The sequence below is a fragment of the Melioribacteraceae bacterium genome (assembly GCA_019638015.1).
Taxonomy (GTDB): Bacteria; Bacteroidota; Ignavibacteria; order Ignavibacteriales; family Melioribacteraceae; genus JAHBUP01.
Genome location: JAHBUP010000001.1, coordinates 1,918,332 through 1,938,348, shown reverse-complemented (window position 1 = coordinate 1,938,348; position 20,017 = coordinate 1,918,332). Strand labels below are relative to the sequence as shown.

18 protein-coding genes are annotated in these 20,017 nt (G+C 34.3%); 4 read left to right on the top strand and 14 right to left on the bottom strand.

Annotated elements, in window-relative coordinates:
* Window position 1 precedes the first annotated feature (1 nt).
* From KF816_08185 to glgA, 4 genes are read right to left on the bottom strand one after another with little or no spacing between them, the layout of a single operon-like run.
* Window positions 2-1,243, bottom strand: coding sequence for a hypothetical protein (locus KF816_08185; GenBank protein ID MBX3007989.1), 1,242 nt, complete (start codon window positions 1,241-1,243; stop codon window positions 2-4).
* Between the two features lie 2 nt (window positions 1,244-1,245).
* On the bottom strand, window positions 1,246-2,433 hold the full coding sequence (locus KF816_08180; GenBank protein MBX3007988.1) for a DNRLRE domain-containing protein: 1,188 nt from the start codon (window positions 2,431-2,433) through the stop codon (window positions 1,246-1,248).
* Complete coding sequence (locus tag KF816_08175) at window positions 2,434-3,009, bottom strand: HAD family hydrolase (protein MBX3007987.1); 576 nt, start codon at window positions 3,007-3,009, stop codon at window positions 2,434-2,436.
* A complete protein-coding gene (glgA, locus tag KF816_08170; protein MBX3007986.1) occupies window positions 3,009-4,508 on the bottom strand; it encodes a glycogen synthase GlgA in 1,500 nt (499 codons plus the stop codon). The genes KF816_08175 and glgA overlap by 1 nt, the downstream gene beginning before the upstream one ends.
* Before the next feature lie 112 nt (window positions 4,509-4,620).
* Between glgA and hutI the strand changes: the two genes are divergently transcribed.
* From hutI to KF816_08150, 4 genes are read left to right on the top strand one after another with little or no spacing between them, the layout of a single operon-like run.
* Window positions 4,621-5,868, top strand: coding sequence for an imidazolonepropionase (gene hutI, locus KF816_08165; protein ID MBX3007985.1), 1,248 nt, complete (start codon window positions 4,621-4,623; stop codon window positions 5,866-5,868).
* A gap of 2 nt (window positions 5,869-5,870) precedes the next feature.
* Window positions 5,871-6,887 carry a glutamate formimidoyltransferase gene (ftcD, locus tag KF816_08160; GenBank protein MBX3007984.1) on the top strand — a complete coding sequence of 339 codons (1,017 nt, stop codon included), beginning with the start codon at window positions 5,871-5,873 and terminating at the stop codon, window positions 6,885-6,887.
* A gap of 21 nt (window positions 6,888-6,908) precedes the next feature.
* Window positions 6,909-7,541: a cyclodeaminase/cyclohydrolase family protein gene (locus tag KF816_08155; protein ID MBX3007983.1), complete on the top strand. Its 633-nt coding sequence runs from the start codon at window positions 6,909-6,911 to the stop codon at window positions 7,539-7,541.
* On the top strand, window positions 7,538-8,764 hold the full coding sequence (locus tag KF816_08150; protein ID MBX3007982.1) for a DUF1343 domain-containing protein: 1,227 nt from the start codon (window positions 7,538-7,540) through the stop codon (window positions 8,762-8,764). The genes KF816_08155 and KF816_08150 overlap by 4 nt, the downstream gene beginning before the upstream one ends.
* Before the next feature lie 6 nt (window positions 8,765-8,770).
* Here the strand turns inward: KF816_08150 and KF816_08145 are convergent, their stop codons facing one another.
* The 10 genes from KF816_08145 to pheS all read right to left on the bottom strand — a co-directional run bounded on the left by KF816_08145 (window position 8,771) and on the right by pheS (window position 19,983).
* The gene (locus KF816_08145; GenBank protein ID MBX3007981.1) at window positions 8,771-10,438 is read right to left on the bottom strand and encodes an Ig-like domain-containing protein; all 1,668 of its coding nucleotides are present in this window, start codon (window positions 10,436-10,438) and stop codon (window positions 8,771-8,773) included.
* Window positions 10,408-11,460 (bottom strand): endolytic transglycosylase MltG, encoded by a 1,053-nt coding sequence (gene mltG / locus KF816_08140; GenBank protein MBX3007980.1) that lies wholly within the window; start codon window positions 11,458-11,460, stop codon window positions 10,408-10,410. The genes KF816_08145 and mltG overlap by 31 nt, the downstream gene beginning before the upstream one ends.
* Window positions 11,461-11,470: 10 nt before the next feature.
* Entirely contained in the window at window positions 11,471-12,493 is a 1,023-nt protein-coding gene (gene tsaD / locus KF816_08135) for a tRNA (adenosine(37)-N6)-threonylcarbamoyltransferase complex transferase subunit TsaD (GenBank protein MBX3007979.1), read from the bottom strand.
* Entirely contained in the window at window positions 12,493-13,392 is a 900-nt protein-coding gene (locus KF816_08130) for a proline dehydrogenase family protein (GenBank protein ID MBX3007978.1), read from the bottom strand. The genes tsaD and KF816_08130 overlap by 1 nt, the downstream gene beginning before the upstream one ends.
* A gap of 76 nt (window positions 13,393-13,468) precedes the next feature.
* Entirely contained in the window at window positions 13,469-14,071 is a 603-nt protein-coding gene (gene coaE / locus KF816_08125) for a dephospho-CoA kinase (GenBank protein MBX3007977.1), read from the bottom strand.
* A 67-nt stretch (window positions 14,072-14,138) separates the two neighbouring features.
* On the bottom strand, window positions 14,139-15,707 hold the full coding sequence (rny, locus tag KF816_08120) for a ribonuclease Y (protein MBX3007976.1): 1,569 nt from the start codon (window positions 15,705-15,707) through the stop codon (window positions 14,139-14,141).
* A 234-nt stretch (window positions 15,708-15,941) separates the two neighbouring features.
* Complete coding sequence (gene zapA, locus KF816_08115) at window positions 15,942-16,241, bottom strand: cell division protein ZapA (GenBank protein MBX3007975.1); 300 nt, start codon at window positions 16,239-16,241, stop codon at window positions 15,942-15,944.
* Window positions 16,242-16,268: 27 nt separating this feature from the next.
* On the bottom strand, window positions 16,269-16,580 hold the full coding sequence (locus tag KF816_08110) for a hypothetical protein (GenBank protein ID MBX3007974.1): 312 nt from the start codon (window positions 16,578-16,580) through the stop codon (window positions 16,269-16,271).
* On the bottom strand, window positions 16,581-18,983 hold the full coding sequence (pheT, locus tag KF816_08105; protein ID MBX3007973.1) for a phenylalanine--tRNA ligase subunit beta: 2,403 nt from the start codon (window positions 18,981-18,983) through the stop codon (window positions 16,581-16,583). It lies immediately after the preceding gene.
* 10 nt (window positions 18,984-18,993) lie between these two features.
* Window positions 18,994-19,983: a phenylalanine--tRNA ligase subunit alpha gene (pheS, locus tag KF816_08100; GenBank protein ID MBX3007972.1), complete on the bottom strand. Its 990-nt coding sequence runs from the start codon at window positions 19,981-19,983 to the stop codon at window positions 18,994-18,996.
* Window positions 19,984-20,017: the final 34 nt, after the last annotated feature.

Below are 20,017 nucleotides of genomic sequence, written 5' to 3'. Positions count from 1 at the left end.
TTTATCTTTCAGGCCTTAAAAACCAAATTTCTCCAATACTTAGCGACACTATAAACTTAAAAATATTTTCTTTAAGTAAAAAATTATCATTCGTTCCTCTGATACCATACTGAAGACCCAAATCTATTGAATTCTCGTATCCAATTGGTAAAGAGCAACCTGCATAAAAAGAAAATTGATTTATGTTTGTGCCTCCAAATGTTAATTGCGATTGTTCCAAACTTAAACCGCCTCTCAAAGTTAGGTGTTCCCATAAGCTTGTTGATCTGACATCCCCTTTGTGATACTCAACACCAACACCATACTTGCTATATTTTTTGAGGTTTACTGATTTTCGATTACTGAATTCGTAATTATCGAATGATTGAGTGATGTAATCGGCAACAATTGTAGTAGTTTTATTTAATGTGAGAGCAGCACCAATTCCTATTCTTGATGGGATATTTGTTTTAACAGTTCCCAATTCGCTTTCAATTAATCCAACCGATGTAGAAAGCGTATACATTGTATCGGTATTAATTTTTGCACCAGAAGAATACGTTATTCCGAAACGAAGACTTGTGATTGTGCTATTCTGTAAACTTTCAACTAAGTTATCAGACAACAAGCCTGCTGAGAATCCAACACCATTAAAACTTCTAGAATTAGTAAAAGAAGGATTATTAAAATCACTTTGGTTCGTAACTTTCAAGTTTAGAGCGTTAGATATTTTTCCATTATAATAATCTAAATTAAGTCCTAACGCAAAACCCAAAGGTAATTTATAACTTCCCCCAAAAAATATTTTTGAAATTCCCCCTTCGCCAATATATTCTACGCTGTAATCACCAACTAAATCATCATTTAAAACATTAAGTGTTTTATAATCAACATTAGAATATGGAACAAAACCAACAGCGGCAGCAATTCCATAATCCCTCTCTATTGGAATTCCAAAAATCATTCCATTGAGATTTGTGTTTGAATGAAATACTGAGTTATTATTATCGCTTAAAGAAGTACCGCTGTATGTAATACCAGTTTCAAATCGGGTAAAATTCAATCCGCTCCATGATGCTGGATTAAGATTACTGATATATTTATTCTCGGTTATAGCAATACCCAATTCACCAAATCCTAATCTTCTTGCAGAATTAGTAATTACTAAGTCACCAATTCCAAACCTCGAATAACGTGAACCTGAACCAGCAAATAATTCTATAGTTACGACAAACAAAATTAAACTTAATTTTATAAATCTCATTTTTATCTCTTTTGAGTATAAATAATTTTGAGTCTTGGTCTCAACAATTTATTCGATTCTTTACTTCCATAAAAAGATAATCGCGCGGCTGAAGTATATTCATCATATAAAGATAATCTTACCCCATGATTTGCTGATTCGCTTATCCATTTTTGTACCATCCAAGTAATATCACCACTGTAGATATTTTTATTTTTGACCAAAATTGCTGAATACAAACTATCGCTAGTTAAAGCATTAGAAATGCTATCGGCAATCATTTGAACATTAATTGAATCTGAACTAGGAATTCCATCAATTGATTTCAGAGTATCGGATGTTAATTCTAGTGTTGCCTTATTTATAATAACATCTTTTGGAAAACTAGTAAGATTAAAGTACAGATTACTATTAATTGCAAGTCCACCTTGATTATAAATATAATTTGGTTCTTGATTTAATTCACCAACGAATGTGTGTATGTCTGAATATGGAGTTGCGATTATTGTGTCAAGTAGATTTCCAGGTCTTTGAAGTTCAACATAAAGTTTAGGCTGATCGGTTTCATATGAAATAATATATGCAGGAAATCCTACAAACCTTTTCGCATTAACAGCCGGTTTAAAGAGTAAACCATAATTACTTTCACCTGAATTAGAGTATCTGGTTCTCAACCAATCATTTATTACAGAAGGATTCAAGTCGGCAGTAAAAACACTATCCTTCTCTTTCAAGTTTGATATTAAATTTTGATTATCATATTGAAGTACTTTTAGGCTATCGTTATCAAACCCAACTGGTGACCAGCCGCTTTTTATTTTATGTACCGAAAAATTTAGAGGTGATTTTTCATCACCAAGGAAATAGTAAGATCTCATTACGAACCAAGCTGACTTGAGTATCAACCGATTATCGGTAAAATATTTTTTTAACGAATCATTTAAAAAGATTTCAAAGGTAAGGAGGATATTAGATTCTATGTTATCATTTTTCCCCAGCAGAATCATATCAGCGCTGCCTAATCTTAATGGCTTCTTAAAATTATTACTGCGCTGAAAAACATTCTCTGAATTACTGTCGAATTCTTTAAATAATATTTTATCTGTACCACCAATAATATCCGCACCAATAGATGAAGGTTCTTGATTACACCCGGCAAAAATAAAAATTAAAGGAAACGTGGTCAGAAAAAACCGGAATAATTTGGACAATTAAATACCTCCGAAGGAATTTTTAATTATATAATCGCAAGCCTCATTAAAATTAGCGGCTACAAAATTGGGCTTTTTCCCTTGATTATGCAAGTTATTAATTGAGCTCTCAAATAGTTCGGATTTGAGCAAAATTGTTTTAACGTTAGCATTAATTCCAGCCTCAATATCGCTGGCCCTATCTCCAATCATATAAGAGGCTGAGAGATCAACATCATGTAATTTTGCAGCTTCGATAATCATCATTGGAGAAGGCTTACGGCAAATAGTTTTTTCCGGTGGGTCAAAATCGGGATGATAAGGGCAATAGAGATAATCGTCGATGTAAGCGCCTTCAGTATTAAGTAATTCATTAATTCTTGCATTCACCAACTCTACATCCTCTCTTGTCATCAATCCTTTAGAAATTCCGGCTTGGTTACTAATTACGATCATCTTAAAGCCGAATTGTTCTTTTAGTTTCCTAATCCCTTCTGGAACTCCAGGTAAAATTGTAATTTCATCCGGATTCTTTACGTAACCGGTATCTTCATTTATAGTACCGTCTCTATCTAAAAATAAGGCTGGTGAAGACATTAGTTCTTTTCAGTAAGCTTTTTATATAAATCAATGTAATGTTTTGTGGAACTGGTCCAACTAAAATTAGATTTCATTCCATTCTTCATTATAGTTTCCCAGGTAGATTTATCCTCAGAATAAATAGCAACCGCTTGCTTAATTGCAGACATCATTTCCTTTGCATTATATTTTTCGAAAACAAACCCATTACCAGTTTTGGTTTTGGGATTGAACTGTTGAACTGTATCTGCTAACCCACCAGTTTTACGAACTATTGGGACAGTTCCATAAACCAAGCTATACATTTGATTAAGTCCGCACGGTTCAAATTTTGAAGGCATTAAAAACATATCGGAACCCGCTTCAATTAGATGTGCTAAATCTTCATCGAAACCAATATAGCAGAAAAATTTTCCATCATATTTTGAGGCCATTGTAGAAAGTAGCCGATGATATTTCTTCTCACCGGTTCCTAGGATTATTAAACGAATATTAAGCTTCATTAAATCTTCAAAAGATTTTTCAATTAAATCAAATCCTTTATTTTCATATAAACGAGAGATCATGCTAATAGTTGGAATACTGTCATCATATTCATAATTAAAATTTTCAGCAACAGCTTTTTTGTTTTCCTTCTTATCAGCTATGTTCTTGATAGAAAACTTTTTAGCAATTTTTTTGTCAGTCTCGGGATTCCATATAGAGTCATCAATTCCATTAATTATTCCGAATAGATTGTTTTTTCTCTTCTTCAGAATATCGGTTAAACCAAAACCAAGATCTTTTTCGGTATAGAGTTCTTTAGCGTAAGTTTCGCTAACAGTATTTATCATATCGGAATAAACTAAACCTGCTTTCAAATAATTAACTTTGCCTTTGTGCAGAATTCCTTTATCTGTTAAAGCTTCTTTTGGTAATCCAGTTTTTTCGGCTGTCGATTTTGGAAATTGTCCCTGAAATGCTAGATTGTGAACTGTGTAGAGAGACTTCATATTCGTGAATGCAGGATTATCTTTATACATTGTTTTGAGGTAAGCGGGAATAAGTCCACACTGCCAATCATTGCAATGAATTAGATCCGGAGTCCAACCCAAAAGAGTGATAAGCTCAAACACCGCGCGTGAAAGAATTATGAATCTTTCATCATTATCGGGGTAATCCTCATTCGTAAGAGGATCGGTATATAAACTATGCCGGCTACCAAAATATTCGGGATTATCCAGAAAATAAATTTGCACTCGAGTTTTTGGCCCCACCAAAAAGGAAGAGCGTAATGAAAATACAACTTCTTTATCACCAATTTTTACCGGAATGTCTTTAAGTCGAACAACCTCATGAATTTTAAATTTTCTTTCATCAATTGCTCCATACTTAGGAACGATGATGCGGACTTGATGCCCCATCTCTTGTAATCTTTGGGGTAATGCGGATGATACATCTGCTAATCCACCAGTTTTAATGAAGGGTACTACCTCTGATGTCGCGAAAAGGATTTTTAATTGTTTTCCTGAAGCCATTAAGGTAAGTTCCTCGATTTTTGAATTGTAAATTTAAGAAAATGTTGAGTTTTAGACAAAAATCTTTGCAAATTAGAGCTATTCTTTTTCAACAATGCTTATTTGGCCATAAATGAAAATATTATATGATTCCCCTTCCCAGATAATTACAGTAAATGCGGGTGGTAAAAAGTATAAAAGAGGGAAAGAACTCTCAAAAGTAGATTTACTTGAAAATCATTCGATTTTTGTTGAAAATGGCAAAATCAAAGATTTGGTGCCTTCTAGTTCAACTCATAAAATTAAATATGATAAAAAAATTGATCTCTCCGGTTCTATAGTTTTACCAGGATTGGTTGAATGCCACACTCACTCTGCATTTTATGGTTCCCGCTCCAATGAATTTTTAATGAGATTAAATGGCGCTACTTATGAAGAGATTGCGGCATCTGGGGGCGGTATCATTTCTACAATGAAAAATGTACGCAATGCTTCATTCGAGGAACTTGTTAAATTTCTGGAACCCAAAATTAAATCTTTCATTTCTCAAGGGGTAACATCACTTGAAATAAAAAGCGGGTATGGATTAAGTTTTTATGATGAAATAAAACTATTGCAGGTTATAAATTATTTTAAGAATACTGCACTAATAAATATCATTCCTACTTTTTTAGGGGCACACACTTATCCCCCCGAATATAAAAATGAAAAAAATAAATATCTTGATTTGCTGACCGAAGAGCTGTTCCCTTATATTTCACAAAATAAACTTGCCAATTTTGTGGATGCATTTATTGAGAAAGGGGCTTTTTCTGTTGAGGATGTAAATTTAATTTTTGAAAGAGCGAAAAAGTATAAATTTAATTTGAGGCTTCATACAGATCAATTTTCAAGTATAGGGGGTATTCCACTTGCAATCAAACACAATTGTCTTTCGGCAGATCATCTTGAAGTAATTAACGATGATGACATTAAACTGATCTCAAAATCAAAAACAGCCGCGGTATTGCTACCTGGTGTTTCATTTTTTCTAGATCATAAATATGCACCAGCCAGAGAATTAATTGATAATAACGCGATTGTTGCTCTTTCCACTGATTACAATCCCGGATCTTCTCATATTAACAATCTACAATTAATAATGCAGCTAGCAGCTCTAAAACTAAGAATGAGCGCAGAGGAAATTATTTCTGCTGTTACAATTAATTCTGCTTATGCTTTGGGCATCAGTGAAAATACCGGAACAATTGAGCTGGGAAAAGATGCGGATTTCGCTATTTTTGAATTAAATGAATATTCAGAATTAATTTATAATATTGGAGTCAATCTTTTGAAGTATACCGTAAAAAGTGGAAATATCATTTACCAAAAAGCGGATTGAAAATGAAAATTATTGAATGTGTTCCAAACTTTAGCGAAGGAAGAAAACAACTTACATTTATTGCGATAAGAGAAGTGATTGAAAATACCCCGGGAGTAAAACTATTAGGTTTAGAACCTGACGCCGATTATAACAGAGTTGTTGTAACATTTGCAGGGGATGAAAAATCAATTCTTCAAGCTGCGATAAATGTATGCAATACAGCAGCAGCTCAAATTGATATGACAACTCATAAGGGGGAACATCCCAGACTTGGAGCAATTGATGTAGTTCCATTCATTCCGGTTTCGAATGTAACGATGGAAGAATGCATAAAAATTTCTGAACAATTCGCAGAAATTATTTCTAGTGAACTTAATGTACCCGTTTATCTTTATGAAAATTCTGCCCGCAAACCAGACCGGAGAAGCCTATCATCAATTAGACAAGGTGAATATGAGGGACTACAATCAAAATTAGAAAACCCCGATTGGTACCCCGATTTTGGCACAAATCAATTTAATCCTCAACTTGGAGCTATAGTAACCGGCGCACGTTTTTTTTTAGTGGCTTATAATGTTAATATTAAATCGAACGATGTTAAATATGCGAAAGAAATTGGAGAAGTTTTGAGAGAAAGCGGCTATTCTAAGCGAGATGAAAAAGGCGCAATAATTAAAATTGATGGAAAAACAGTAAAGGTTCCCGGCAAATTGAAAGAAGTTAAAGGTATGGGAGTTTTTCTTGAGAAATATGGAATTACACAAGTATCCATGAACCTAACAAACTATAATATTACTCCAATCCATGTTGCCTTTGAAGCAGTAAAAGTGGAAGCTGAAAGACTTGGCGTTGAAGTCACTGGAAGTGAAATAGTTGGTCTTCTTCCCCTTGAATCATTGCTTCAAGCTGGTAAATTTTATACCAGCAATAAAGAAAATAATGAACAAAAATTAATTGATGCGGCAATAGAAAATCTTGGCTTGAATGACTTGCATCAATTTAATCCCGATCAGAAAATAATTGAATTTATGATTTAATTAATGGAGAAATAATTCACCATGGAATTAACAAAGACTGTTCAAGAATATTTTGATGAGCTTTCATCCGAATCTCCAACTCCTGGCGGAGGAAATGTAGCAGCCGTATGCGGAGCTTTAGCTACAAGTTTAGGCACGATGGTTTGCAATTTAACAATCGGCAAAAAAAAATATGCTGATGTTGAAACAGAACTCATAAGAGTTAAAGAAAAACTTTTAGCCTATAGGGATTTATTCTTTAGATTATCAAAGTTAGATAATGAGGCATTTGAAGAAGTAATGAGTGCATTTAAAATGCAAAAAGAGAATGAGACGCAACAAAATATTCGCGCCGCTCAAATTGAACACGCCACACTAAACGCTGCCGAAATTCCATCGGAGGTTCTAAAAAATTGTCAGGAGATACTACCCTACCTCAGTACAATTTCGCTGAAAGGTAACAAAAATTCATTATCTGATGCAGGAGTGGCAATAGCACTTACAGAAGCATCGGCAAAGTCGGCTTATCTTAATATTTTGATTAATTGCAAATCACTAGCAAACCAAACAATTGCTGCCGAGATTCTCAAAAAAAATGAAATTTTATTAGAAGAAGTGATTTCGGAATGTAAAAAAATCAATGACAGCCTAATCAAAGAGATAAATTCTAAATGATAAAAACATTTTTCCTTTTACTGATATCCATTATTTTAACCGCCCAACCAAAAGTTAAGCTTGGTATCGATATACTCACTGAAAATAATTTTGAGATTCTTCTTGGAAAAAGAGTTGGATTAATAACTAATCATACCGGGGTAAATTCTAAACTCGTTTCTACCCTAAAAATATTCAAAGAAAATAAAGCTATAAATTTAGTTGCCGTATTTTCACCAGAACATGGTGTTAAAGGTACTATAGGCGCCGGGCAAAAATTCAGCGATTCTATCGATGCGGCAAATAATATTAAATTTTATTCTTTATATGGTAATACTCAAAAACCTACAAAAGAAATGATGGATGAAATCGATATTCTTGTTTATGATATTCAGGATATAGGTTGCCGGTCATATACCTACATTAGCACTTTAGGAAATTGTATGGAAGCCGCAGCGGAGTTTTCTAAAAAATTGATTGTACTGGATAGACCTAATCCATTAGGCGGTCTAAAAATTGAAGGGAACCTACCTGATGAGGAAATGCTAAGCTTTGTTTGCAAGTTTAAGATTCCTTATGTGTACGGATTGACTTGTGGTGAATTAGCTTTGATGTTAAATGAAGAAAGAATGTTGACAAATAGAATGAAATGTGATTTGCACGTTGTAAAAATGGATGGATGGAAAAGAAATATGATTTTTGGCGATACCGGATTACTCTGGGTACCTACTTCCCCAAATGTTCCGCATCATGAAACTCCATTTTATCTTGTAGCGTCTGGAATTCTTGGTGAACTTGTAACTGTTGGAATAGGAATCACATTTACTCTTTCATTTCAAACTTTTGCTGCCGAGTGGATTAACGAAGAATTATTAGCTGAACAGATGAATGCCTTAAATTTACCGGGAGTAATTTTTAGACCAATCTCATACAAGCCATATTACGGCGTTTGGAAGGATGTTGTTTTAAATGGGGTTCAGATTCACATTACTGATTTCGAAAAAGTTAATCTGACGGAGATGCAATTTTATTTTATGCAGGTAAACAAAAAATTGTATCCCGATAAAGACATTTTTAAACTCGCCACGAATGCTCGACTAAAAATGTTTGATATGGTATTAGGTTCAAAAAATATTAGACAAGCTTTTACCAAAAGATGGCGTGTAGCCGACATAAAAAGATACTTTGCACGAGATATAGAATCATTCAGAAATATTTCAAAGAAGTATTACTTATATAACTAAACAATTCTATTTTTTTTTCTTTAAGAGAATATCCCCTACCGGCCATCGCGCTAGCGCTTTAATTGTGTCTGGGTAGAACGTGAACTCTTCGGAGTATTTAAATGGCGTAATTGTCCCGAAATCATATTTACCATTATTATTTTTATCTTTGAAAACCCACAATATATATTTGCCCGGTAATATTTTTCCAAAATTAAATTTTTTCTGTGAAGTTACTTTTTGAGTATATAATATTTCCTTTGTATTTACATTATTGAGTATAACCATTTCATCCTCATCACCAGAATCAATTGCACCCGAAACACCGCTGTACTCCAATTCATTGCTGGTTGATATTTTATTTGTATAAACTGTATCAACCATATTACCCGCGGCATCCATGAGTAATGATGCATCCACTTTAACTGTATATTCTGAATTTTGCTTTAATCTATTTTTAATTTTAAAAAGATAATTCGTGTCATCTTTCTTGAAAGATTCAAATTCCAGTCGTGTATTCTTTTCATCAAATATATTTATCGCTTCTCTAACTGAATCGGTATTCACTCCATCATTAAATTTAATTAGGAACTGAGCGTCAATGTAATCAATCTTTTTATCAGGTAAAGTTCCGGCAATAGATTCAATTTTAATACCTAAGGTATCTGGATCGAGTTTTGGGAGGAAATCGATACTCTCCTTCTTATTAATATTGTTATTTATATCGGGGATATTCTCCGCGTGACAATAATAAGTCCTACCCCCTTCGAATGAATCAGATATCGCTAAAATATATTGGTTCTGCTTCTGATCTGACTTATAAAAGTATTTAGGAGAAATCCTTTTGTTCGATGTTGAATCATACAGATAAAAATTTTCAATATTTATTTTAGAACTATCAACAGGTTCATTAAACTCAATAAAGAGATGGTTCCTATCTTTCATAAATGCTTGAGTAATTTTTGGAGCGATTGTATCTAATTTTGTTATAAAAAAATCTACATTTTCTATTATGTTAAAAACCGTATCGAGTACTACATTCTTGAATTGAATCCCAAATTCATCAGTATCTAAATCAATCATCAGGTCCTGAAGTTTGTCCCGCACAGCCAACACTCTATAAGTATCAGCTCTTAGCCCCAGCAACTTGTAGCTACCGTCTAATCCTACCTGGGAAATATAATCCGGTTTATCATTTGAGAAATCAAATTTATTTTGAGAACCGTAAGCGTAAATCATGATATCATCCGATTTATCAGAATAGACTTTTCCACTCAATTCACCGTTATCAATTTTATCACCTGTAGAAAATGCAAATAATAGGGGCTGTATCATTTTATTCTGATTATTAACATCCGCAACACCGGTTCCAATAGTAATAGTGTAAGTTGTATTCTCTTTTAATTTTTCTTTGAAGTAAACACGCAATGTTCTTCCAGACCAATCATATTCAAATCCACGAGCGACATTGGGAGAAACAAAAATTGCTTCCTGTGCTGATCGTTTATCAACGTACTCACTGAATGAAATTTCAAAATAATCCTCAGTATAATTGACTGTTCCATTTCCTGGAGTAAATTCAATTATTCCGGGGGGAATTTTATCAATTTCACCGCCGCCGGGGGACTGCTGATTAGCGCAACTGAGTAAAAGTGCGCAGATAATTAAAATTGAGAATTTCTGATTCTTCGCCATGCTCTATATTTCTTTACATTATTTTCATGTTCTCTAATTGTCTTCGCGAATAAATGACCGCCGGTTCCATCCGCCACAAAATATAATAAGTTATGTTTTTCAGGAAATAATGCCGCGACAATCGCATCCTTCCCCGGGTTATTTATTGGTGATGGAGGCAACCCCGCGTACTTATAAGTATTGTACTTTGAATTAATTTCTAAATCTTTATATAAAATACGATTTTTTCTCTTATCTCTAATTAAATATTGAATGGTTGGATCGGCCTGTAACGGCATTTTTATTCTGAGACGATTATGATAAACTCCGGAGATAGTTTTGAATTCCTTTAAAATATTAGATTCTCCATCAATAATTGAAGCGAGTGTTAAAGTTTCATTCAACGACAACTTTAATTCTTCCATACGGTTATTTAGTTTGCCTGCTATAAATCTCTTTTGTTCAAAAACTAGTTTTTTTATTATTTCTTCAGCAGTAGAATTTGTATAAAAATAGTAGGTCTCAGGCAAAAGATAACCTTCTAGGTTTTTTATACCAGAAGGAAGTTTTAAAGAACTAATAAAATTAATATCCTTACTTAATTTCATGAAATGGGTAGAATCAATCCCCAATTTTGAACTTAACAATGAAGCTAAATCATGCTGCCAAATTCCTTCGGGAATTGTCACAAGTATCTCTGTTTGCGGGGAACCATTTATAAATAGTTCAACAAGTTGGAAATAATTCAATCCATCTGGGATAGTGTATCTGCCGGCTTTAATCTTTCTTTCAGCATTGTAAAAAAAAGCGGCCATTTTAATCCCAAACTTATTTGAAATTATTTTTTTCTGAAATAAGGAATCCACTACATGGTTAAATGTAGAACCTCTAGAAATTTCAACAACTGGGATGGTCTCTTCTTTGAATTTATTAGGTGAAAATAGGGTATAGAGAAGGACAAATAATACAATTATAAATGTAGCCCCAACTACAAGATATTCTTTTGTGCTCAAAGCAATTAGTTTTTTAAGTTCTTTCTTCAATTAGGTCTTATTAAAATGATGAAATAAAAGTATGATCTTTAAGTTTTGGGAAAGCATTAAAAGAATAATCATAACGTTTACCCGATTGATTTATCTTTCTGCCCCGGTAAGCAATCATAGCGGCATTATCTCCACAGTATTCCAGAGAAGGTACAACAAAACTTACTTTAAATCGTTTGGCGAGTATTTCCATCTCATCTTTTAGTAATTTATTTGCGGCAACTCCTCCAACAATCGAAATTGATTTAACCGGGTATTTGTTTAAGGCTCTTTTGCAATTGAGAACCAGCGCTTTAATTGCAGCATATTGAAACGATGCCGCAATTTTTTTTTGATCTTCAATAGGAATATTTTCTGAAGAATTGTACTCCTTTTGTACGAATCTCAGCACAGAGGTTTTTAGTCCGCTAAATGAAAAATCAAATTCATTTTTAGTTTGTGCAATCGGGAATTCTGTTAAGTTATGCTCTTGCCCCTCAGCGGCTTTTTGTATTAATGGTCCACCAGGATAACCAAGCCCCAGCAATTTTGAAACTTTATCGAATGCCTCTCCAGCCGCGTCATCTATTGTTGTACCAATCTTTTTTATTGCAATATCACTTTCAACCAGTAATAATAATGTGTGTCCGCCCGAGACAACTAAACATAAATATGGGAATTCCGGTTTTGGATTCACCAAAAAACCGGAGAAAATATGCCCTTCAATATGGTTAACCGGAACAAGTGGTTTATCAGTCGAATAGGCAAGTCCTTTTGCAAAAGTCAAACCAACTAGTAAAGCTCCAATTAATCCTGGACCGGCGGTGGCTGTAATTAAATCAATCTCTTTTAAATTAATATTTGTATCGGAGAGGGCCTTATTCAGTAGCGGCATTATTATTTGAAGGTGGGCTCTACTCGATAATTCCGGTACTACCCCGCCATACAAATTATGAATATCTTGCGATGAAATTAAATTTATTAATACTTCATCTTCCTTTAAAAGAGCAACCGATGTCTCATCGCAAGATGTTTCTATTCCAAGTGTAATCATTAATTATTTGTGAAAAGGCTTTTTGTAATATACCAGGCCATATTCGGATTTTCCTGTAATCTACGAATAGAGTACTTGTACCAATGCTCACCGAATGGGACATAAATTCTGATCTTGTGCCCCATCTCATTAATCCGGTCTCTCAAATTCTCCTTTACGCCGTAAAGCATCTGAAATTCATAACTATCTTTTTTGAGTCCATATTTTTCTATCAATTTTAATGAGCCTTCAATCAGATAATCATCATGCGTAGCAATACCAACATAATTTTTATCGGAGAACATCAATTCAAGAATCTCTAAAAAGTTGTCCCTTATTTTTTGTTTTTCTTTATAAGCAATATCCGGACTTTCAATATAAATACCTTTGCAAAGTCTATAATTAGTGCCCATTTTGTTTTGAGTTTGAACATCAGTTATAGTTCGTTTCATATAAGCTTGAACAACTACGCCAACTTTAGGGTACTTCTCTTTCAATTTGTTATGAAGATTAAATGTGGCACTTGTAACTGAAGAATCTTCCATGTCAATTCTTACAAAAGTATCGTAGCTTTTTGCTTTTTCGAGTATCTCGGTCAATTGCTCAAAACAAAATTGCTCATCAATACTTAAACCTAACTGCGTTGGTTTTAATGATAAATTGGCATCGAGGTTATTATTTTTAATTGCGTCCAATACTTCCAAACATTCATTCTTGGCTTCAATGGATTCTTCTTTAGAATTAACAGCTTCCCCCAATACATCAATTGTTGCGACAATTCCTTTTGAATTAAGTTTTTTAACTACATCAACAGCATCAGAAAGTTTTTTGCCGGCAATATATTTTTTGGCAAACAGATAAACCACCGGGATAGGAAGAACTTTCACAAACTCTACCAGTACTTTGTTGATTAGACTCACAGTATCACCATATTTTTTTTAGTAGTTAAAATTATCGGTAGTGGGCAACTTAGTCAAGGATTTTAATGCAGGAAGTTTATTGGCTTAATGATTTAATTATACTTAAAACAAATTTTGTTCTTTCTTCTAAGTCTGGAATTGTTGAATTATTCTCGATTACAAAATCGGCAAGTTCACTTTTTTCGTCATCAGGGAGCTGGAATTCCATTCTCCTTTTTATATCGGCAACTTTGGCTTTATCGCGCTCTTTTATTCTTTCTAGTCGAACTTTTTCATTCGATTTTACAAGAATAATAAAATCAAAATTTTCTTCGATCCCCGCTTCATAAATTAAGGCTGATTCAACAAAAACATAATTGTGATTTTTAAACAATTCCTTAGCCAAATCTTTTACTTTTTTTGTAGTCGGAGGATGGACAATAGAATTCATTAACTCTATTTTCTCAATTGAAGAAAAGATTTCCTTTCCTAAGTATTCTTTATTTAGCTTGCCATCCACGTAGGAATTATTTCCAAACGCGGCAATAATTTTATCTTTTAACTTGGAATCGGAATTCATTAACTCTTTTGCTACTAGATCTGATTTAATCACCGGATGCCCTGCACCCTCAATAGTTTGAGCAACAATAGATTTACCCGATCCAATTCCCCCTGTGATGCCAATCAGACTTTTTTTCATAAGATTACGGAGGCTGTTTCATATTTACATTTAGAAGTAAATTAATGAAGCAGCCTCTCCCCAAAATTTATTTAGCGTACGCTATTTTTCTAACTTCGCGAATTACTGTAACTTTTATTTGACCCGGATATTCCATCTCTTCCTGTATTTTTTGAGCAATCTCATAAGCGAGTCGATCAGAAAATGCGTCGTCAACTCTATCCGGTTCAACTACAACTCTCACTTCTCTTCCTGCCTGAATAGCATAAGTTTTGGCTACTCCTTCAAACGATTTTGCGAGAGTCTCCAGATTTTCTAAACGTTTAACATAACTTTCAAGGGGCTCTCTTCTAGCACCCGGGCGAGCTCCACTTATTGCATCGGCAGATTGCACTAAAGCTGAAATGGGATGTTCCATTTCAATATCTTCATGGTGACTACCAACTGCATTTACCACGATAGGATGCTCGTTATATTTTTTTGTAAGATCATATCCTAATAAAGCATGTGGTCCTTCTACATCCCGGTCGATAGTTTTACCAACGTCATGCAGCAACCCCGCGCGTTTTGCCAAATTGGTATCAAATCCAAGCTCTGCCGCCATAATTCCGGTTAGGTAAGCAACTTCAATACTATGCTGAAGTAAATTTTGACCATAGCTGGAACGGTATTTCATTCTTCCAATATGTTTCACTAACTCAGGATGAACACCATGTAAACCAAGCAGAATTAGTGTATTCTCCCCTTCTTTCTGAATTTCTTCATCAAGTTCAGTTTGAACCTTTGCGACCACTTCTTCTATTCTTGCCGGGTGAATTCTTCCGTCGGAAATCAATCTTTCTAAAGAAATTCTTGCAACCTCTCTTCTAAATTGATCGAAGGCAGATAAGATCACTGCTTCAGGGGTATCATCAACAATTACATCAACGCCTGTTGCCGCTTCGAATGCGCGAATATTTCTTCCCTCTCTTCCAATAATTCTTCCTTTCATCTCATCATTTTGAATCTGAACAACTGAGACGGTAGATTCAACACTGTGGTCAACGGCGGTTCTTTGAATTGCCTGGATAACAATTTTTTGAGATTCCTTTTTTGCTTCAAGTTTGGCTTGATCCCGAATCTCTTTTATCATTTGAGTTGCATCCGATTTAGCCTTGCTCGTCATATTTTCCATAAGCATTTTTTTAGCTTCATCGGCAGTGAGTGCCGCGGTTTTCTCTAATCTGTTATTCTGCTCAACAATTAATTTATCAAGTTCGGTATGCTTTTTTTCCAGATCTTCTTTTAGCTGGTTAATTTGTCTTTCAGAATCTTTGAGAGCTTTTTCTCTCTGATTAACCATCTCGTATTTTTTTTCTAAACTGTCTTCTCTATTCTCGAGCTGTTTTTCATGATTTTGAAGTTTCTGTTTTTTAGAGTTTACCTCATTATCATATTCTTGCTTCTTTTTCAGCCACTCATCTTTAACTTCAAGAAGCTTTTCTTTTTTAATATGCTTAGCTTCTTTTTCCGCGTCTTCAATTATCTTCTTAGCTTGTTCTTTAGCAGATGCAATGCTATTCTTTCCAATTTTTGAATTTATAAACCATCCAAATACAAACGAAAGAGCAATTAAGACAACAGACACACCAATAATTATATACACATAAAGTTCCATTTTATAACCTCCATACCAGAATAAAAATTTCCGCACATACCGGCGCCTTTAACATAAGAACTATTATACCTACCAATGCGGGAAATTGCCAGACGCTTTTTAACGTCCACTGCTCCAATAAATTGGAGTCCCGAATAAATTCGGGATGAGGCCTGTAATACACATCCTGAGTCAATAACCCTATTAGGATTTACTTTGTTAGTTCTATATAAATTAACCGGTAGTGCGGTAAAATTAAGATGGGTCGGACATAAATTTTGATTCGTTCAAAAGAAGCTTAATCTTTTTGATTTTATCTGTCGCTTGAATACTGAATTCTCTATACTTGTTTTTTTCTACAAACAAATCATATGCAATATTTAGGGCTGCAATAATTGCAATTGTATCTTTTGGCTGATCGGGCAATTCGTCTCTTGTTTCCTCAATCATTGTATTAACATATTCAGCCAGTTCTGCGGCAATTTCCTGATTATCTACAAGTAAGGAATATTCTTTATCAAATATTTTTACTTTCAGCTTCTTTTTTTCGTTCATTTTATATCTTTTTCCATCACAACATTTTTAAGAACGCAAATGATAGTCAATTTTGGCTATCAGTTCATTTATTTTATTTTTTAATGCTTCTTTCTCCTCTGAATTAAAATTTGCTCCAAACAAACTTTCAGCACCCAGTAAGTTTTTACTAAGCTTGGACTCAATCTCATTAATCTTCTTTTTTAAGTTATCATTTTCTTTTTCTAAAATCACTATTCTATTTTCTAACGCTTGATTAGCGTCAGAGAGTTCATCCCCTTTTTGAAGGAAGAAATATATTTGTTTTTCGAGAGCATTAAGTTCATCAATAAATATATCGTATTTTGATGATTCAGGCACTTAAATTCCTCTTAATTGAGCGTTTAATTGTTTTTCGACCGCTTTAATAGCGCTTCTAAAATCTTTATCTACTTCTTCTTCGGTCAAAGTTTTTGAAGAATCAAAGTACTCTAATTGAAAAGCAAGACTCTTCTTACCTATACCTAAGCTTTCGCTTTGAAAAATATCAAATAACTTTATATTATGCAACAAGTTAGAACTCGCCTTCCAAATAATTGCTTCAACCGAGCCGGCATCCAAATTGGAGTCGACCACAAAAGCTAAGTCCCTAACAACCTTCGGAAATTTCAAAAGTTCATCAAAACCATGTTTCGCCACTATATTTTCGCGAATATTCGATGTATGGGCTATAAAAACAAAAACCGGTTGGTTGATATCAAACTTCTTGAGTAACGCAGTAGAGATTACTCCACCAAATCCAATCTGTTTATCATCTGCCATTATTTCGAATTGTGATTCGAGGAACTTATAATTATCAGCGATTGAAAAGCGCAAACTCTTATTCTTTATTAACTTCGAAAGAGAACTCTCTATGTATCCTTTAAGATCATAAATATTGAATTGTATATCGGGTGAAGCCCAGCTAGTTCTTACGACGTTTCCGGTTATTGCTAGTAAAATCTGCTCTTCCTCATTAAAATCATCAAACGACTCAATTCTTTCACCGGATTTACTGAAGAATACTTTACCAATCTCAAATAATCTTAAATCTTTTTCATTTACTTTGAGATTATTTTGAATTGTACGGAGCATACCGGGGATTAACGAAGTACGAAGATGGGACATCTCACTATTCTGTGGATTCATTAACGCTATTGGTTTAGCAAATACAGAACATATTTCCTGTTCCAGTAATGAGTTAGTGACAATCTCATAAAATCCCAATGAAGTAAAAATATTTCTTAGGTTATCGCCGAAACTGGATTGATCAACTTTTTCTTCGAGTGTTATTGGTATTTTATTTATCTCGGGAATATTATTGTAACCATAGATCCTGGCTATCTCTTCAATTACATCAATCTCTCTTTCAATATCATGCCGATATGAAGGAATCTCTAGTGTGTATGATTTCTCATCACTGCCAACAAATTTAAATCCCAGCCTCAATAAAATATTTTTAATTTCTTCTTGAGGAACAGAATACCCGAGAATTTTTTCTACCCGGCTAAATCGAAATGAAGTCATTCTCACTTTTATTGGACTTGGGTAGATATCAATTTCTCCGGAGAGGATTTCACCGCCTCCCGTTTCCTGAATAAGCTGAGCAGTACGCTGAGCGGCCCAGACGCAAATATTATAATCGGCTCCTCTCTCAAAACGGTAGGACGCATCGGTAGAGAGCGCGAGATGTTTTGCGGTCTTACGTACTGAAGATGGATTGAAAAAAGCGCTTTCAATTAAAATATTTGTCGTATCAACAGTAACCTCTGAGTTTTCCCCTCCCATTACCCCCGCAATAGCCACGGCTTTTTCACCGTCACAAATCATCAAATCACTATTTTTTAATACTCTTTCTTTCGAGTCGAGAGTAATAAATTTTTCACCGTTTGCCGCACATTTAACAACAATTTTTTTTGAATTCAATTTATCAAGATCGAAGGCGTGGAGAGGCTGGCCGACTTCATGTAAAACGAAATTTGTTACATCAACAATATTGTTGATAGGACGAAGCCCAATATTCTTCAATCTAATCTTCAACCACTCTGGTGATTCTTTCACTGAAACATTCTTTACAACTTTCCCAACGTATCTCGGACATCTGTCTAAGTCGATAATCTCAATAACAGCAGCTGAATCCGATTTCTCCTTCGATTCCTCTAATTTAATTTGAGGAAGAATTAATTCTCTTTTGAAGAGAGCTGTTAAATCGCGTGCGATGCCAATATGACTTAAAGCATCGGCACGGTTGGGAGTTATCGCAACCTCAATTAATACATCATTGAATCCAAGCGCATCGGAAAGCAAAGTTCCAACTTTGAGTGATTCATCAAGTACTAATATCCCTTCATGATTATCACTAATCCCTAATTCCCTTTCAGAGCAGATCATACCAAAGGATACTTCACCACGGATTTTTGCTTTTTCAATTTTAAATTGTCCATTTGGAATTATTGCCCCAACTTTTGCGAAGGCAATTTTCTGATTGGCGGCAACATTAGGAGCACCGCACACAACATTAAAATCACTTTCACCGTCGGTTACAATGCAAACAGAAAGTTTGTCCGCATTCGGATGCTTTGTTCTTTCCTTAACAAAACCCACAATAATATTTTCGAACTGCTTGGACTGATCGATTACTTCTTCAACTTCTAAACCAGCGTAACTTAGTTTATCAACAATTTCATCGACTGATATATCATTTAAGTCGATATAATTTTTTAACCAGTTAAGAGAGAGTTTCAATTTTTCACCTTTAGAATTGAGTCAAAAATCTTTTATCGTTATCAAATAAAATTCTGATGTCATCGATACCATATTTACGCATTGCTGTTCTTTCTATTCCCATTCCAAACGCATATCCAACATATTTTTCAGGATCGATCCCAACATTTTTTAAAACATTAGGATCAACCATTCCACAACCTAAAATTTCCATCCACCGCCCGGACTTACCTTTCGGTTCCCACCAGATATCCATTTCCGCGCTTGGTTCTGTGAAAGGGAAAAAACTTGCTCTGAAACGATACTTTACATCCTGACCAAAAAATTGTTTTACAAATGCAACGAGAGTACCTTTTAATTCTGCGAATGTTACATCGCTATCAACATACAATCCTTCTACCTGATGAAACAAACAATAACTTTTAGCACTGATTGCCTCATTTCTAAAAACCTTACCCGGCATAATTGCTCTGAGAGGTGGTTTCTTTTCACTCATCAATCTAATTTGAACAGGTGAAGTATGGGTACGCAACAAAAACTTTTCGGTAACGAAGAATGTATCCTGCATATCGCGTGCTGGATGATCATCCGGAAAATTAAGCGCTTCAAAATTATAATAATCGCTTTCAAGTTCGGGTCCTTCATATACTGAAAAACCCAATCCCTTAAATATCTGTTTTATCTCATCCAGTGTTTGGGTAATTAAGTGATTACTTCCAATTTCAAAACTTTTACCGGGTAGAGTGATATCAATGTATTCTTTTGCTTTCAGCAATGATGATTCAATTTCTTCCTTTTTACTGTCAAAATTAGTCTGGGCGAAATTCTTGAGTTCATTTAGAGATTTGCCCATCAAAGGTTTTTCTTCTTTTGGAACATTTTTCAGTTCTTCAACTAAATTTTGAATTAAACCTTTTTTGCTGAGAAATTTAATACGAAGCAGTTCGAGCGATTTGATATCGTTAGTGTTGGAGAAGTCTTCTTCGAAAAGTTTTCGGGTTTCTAGTATCTTATCAATCATTGAATAATTCCCGAGAATTTAAAGAAATCCCTTC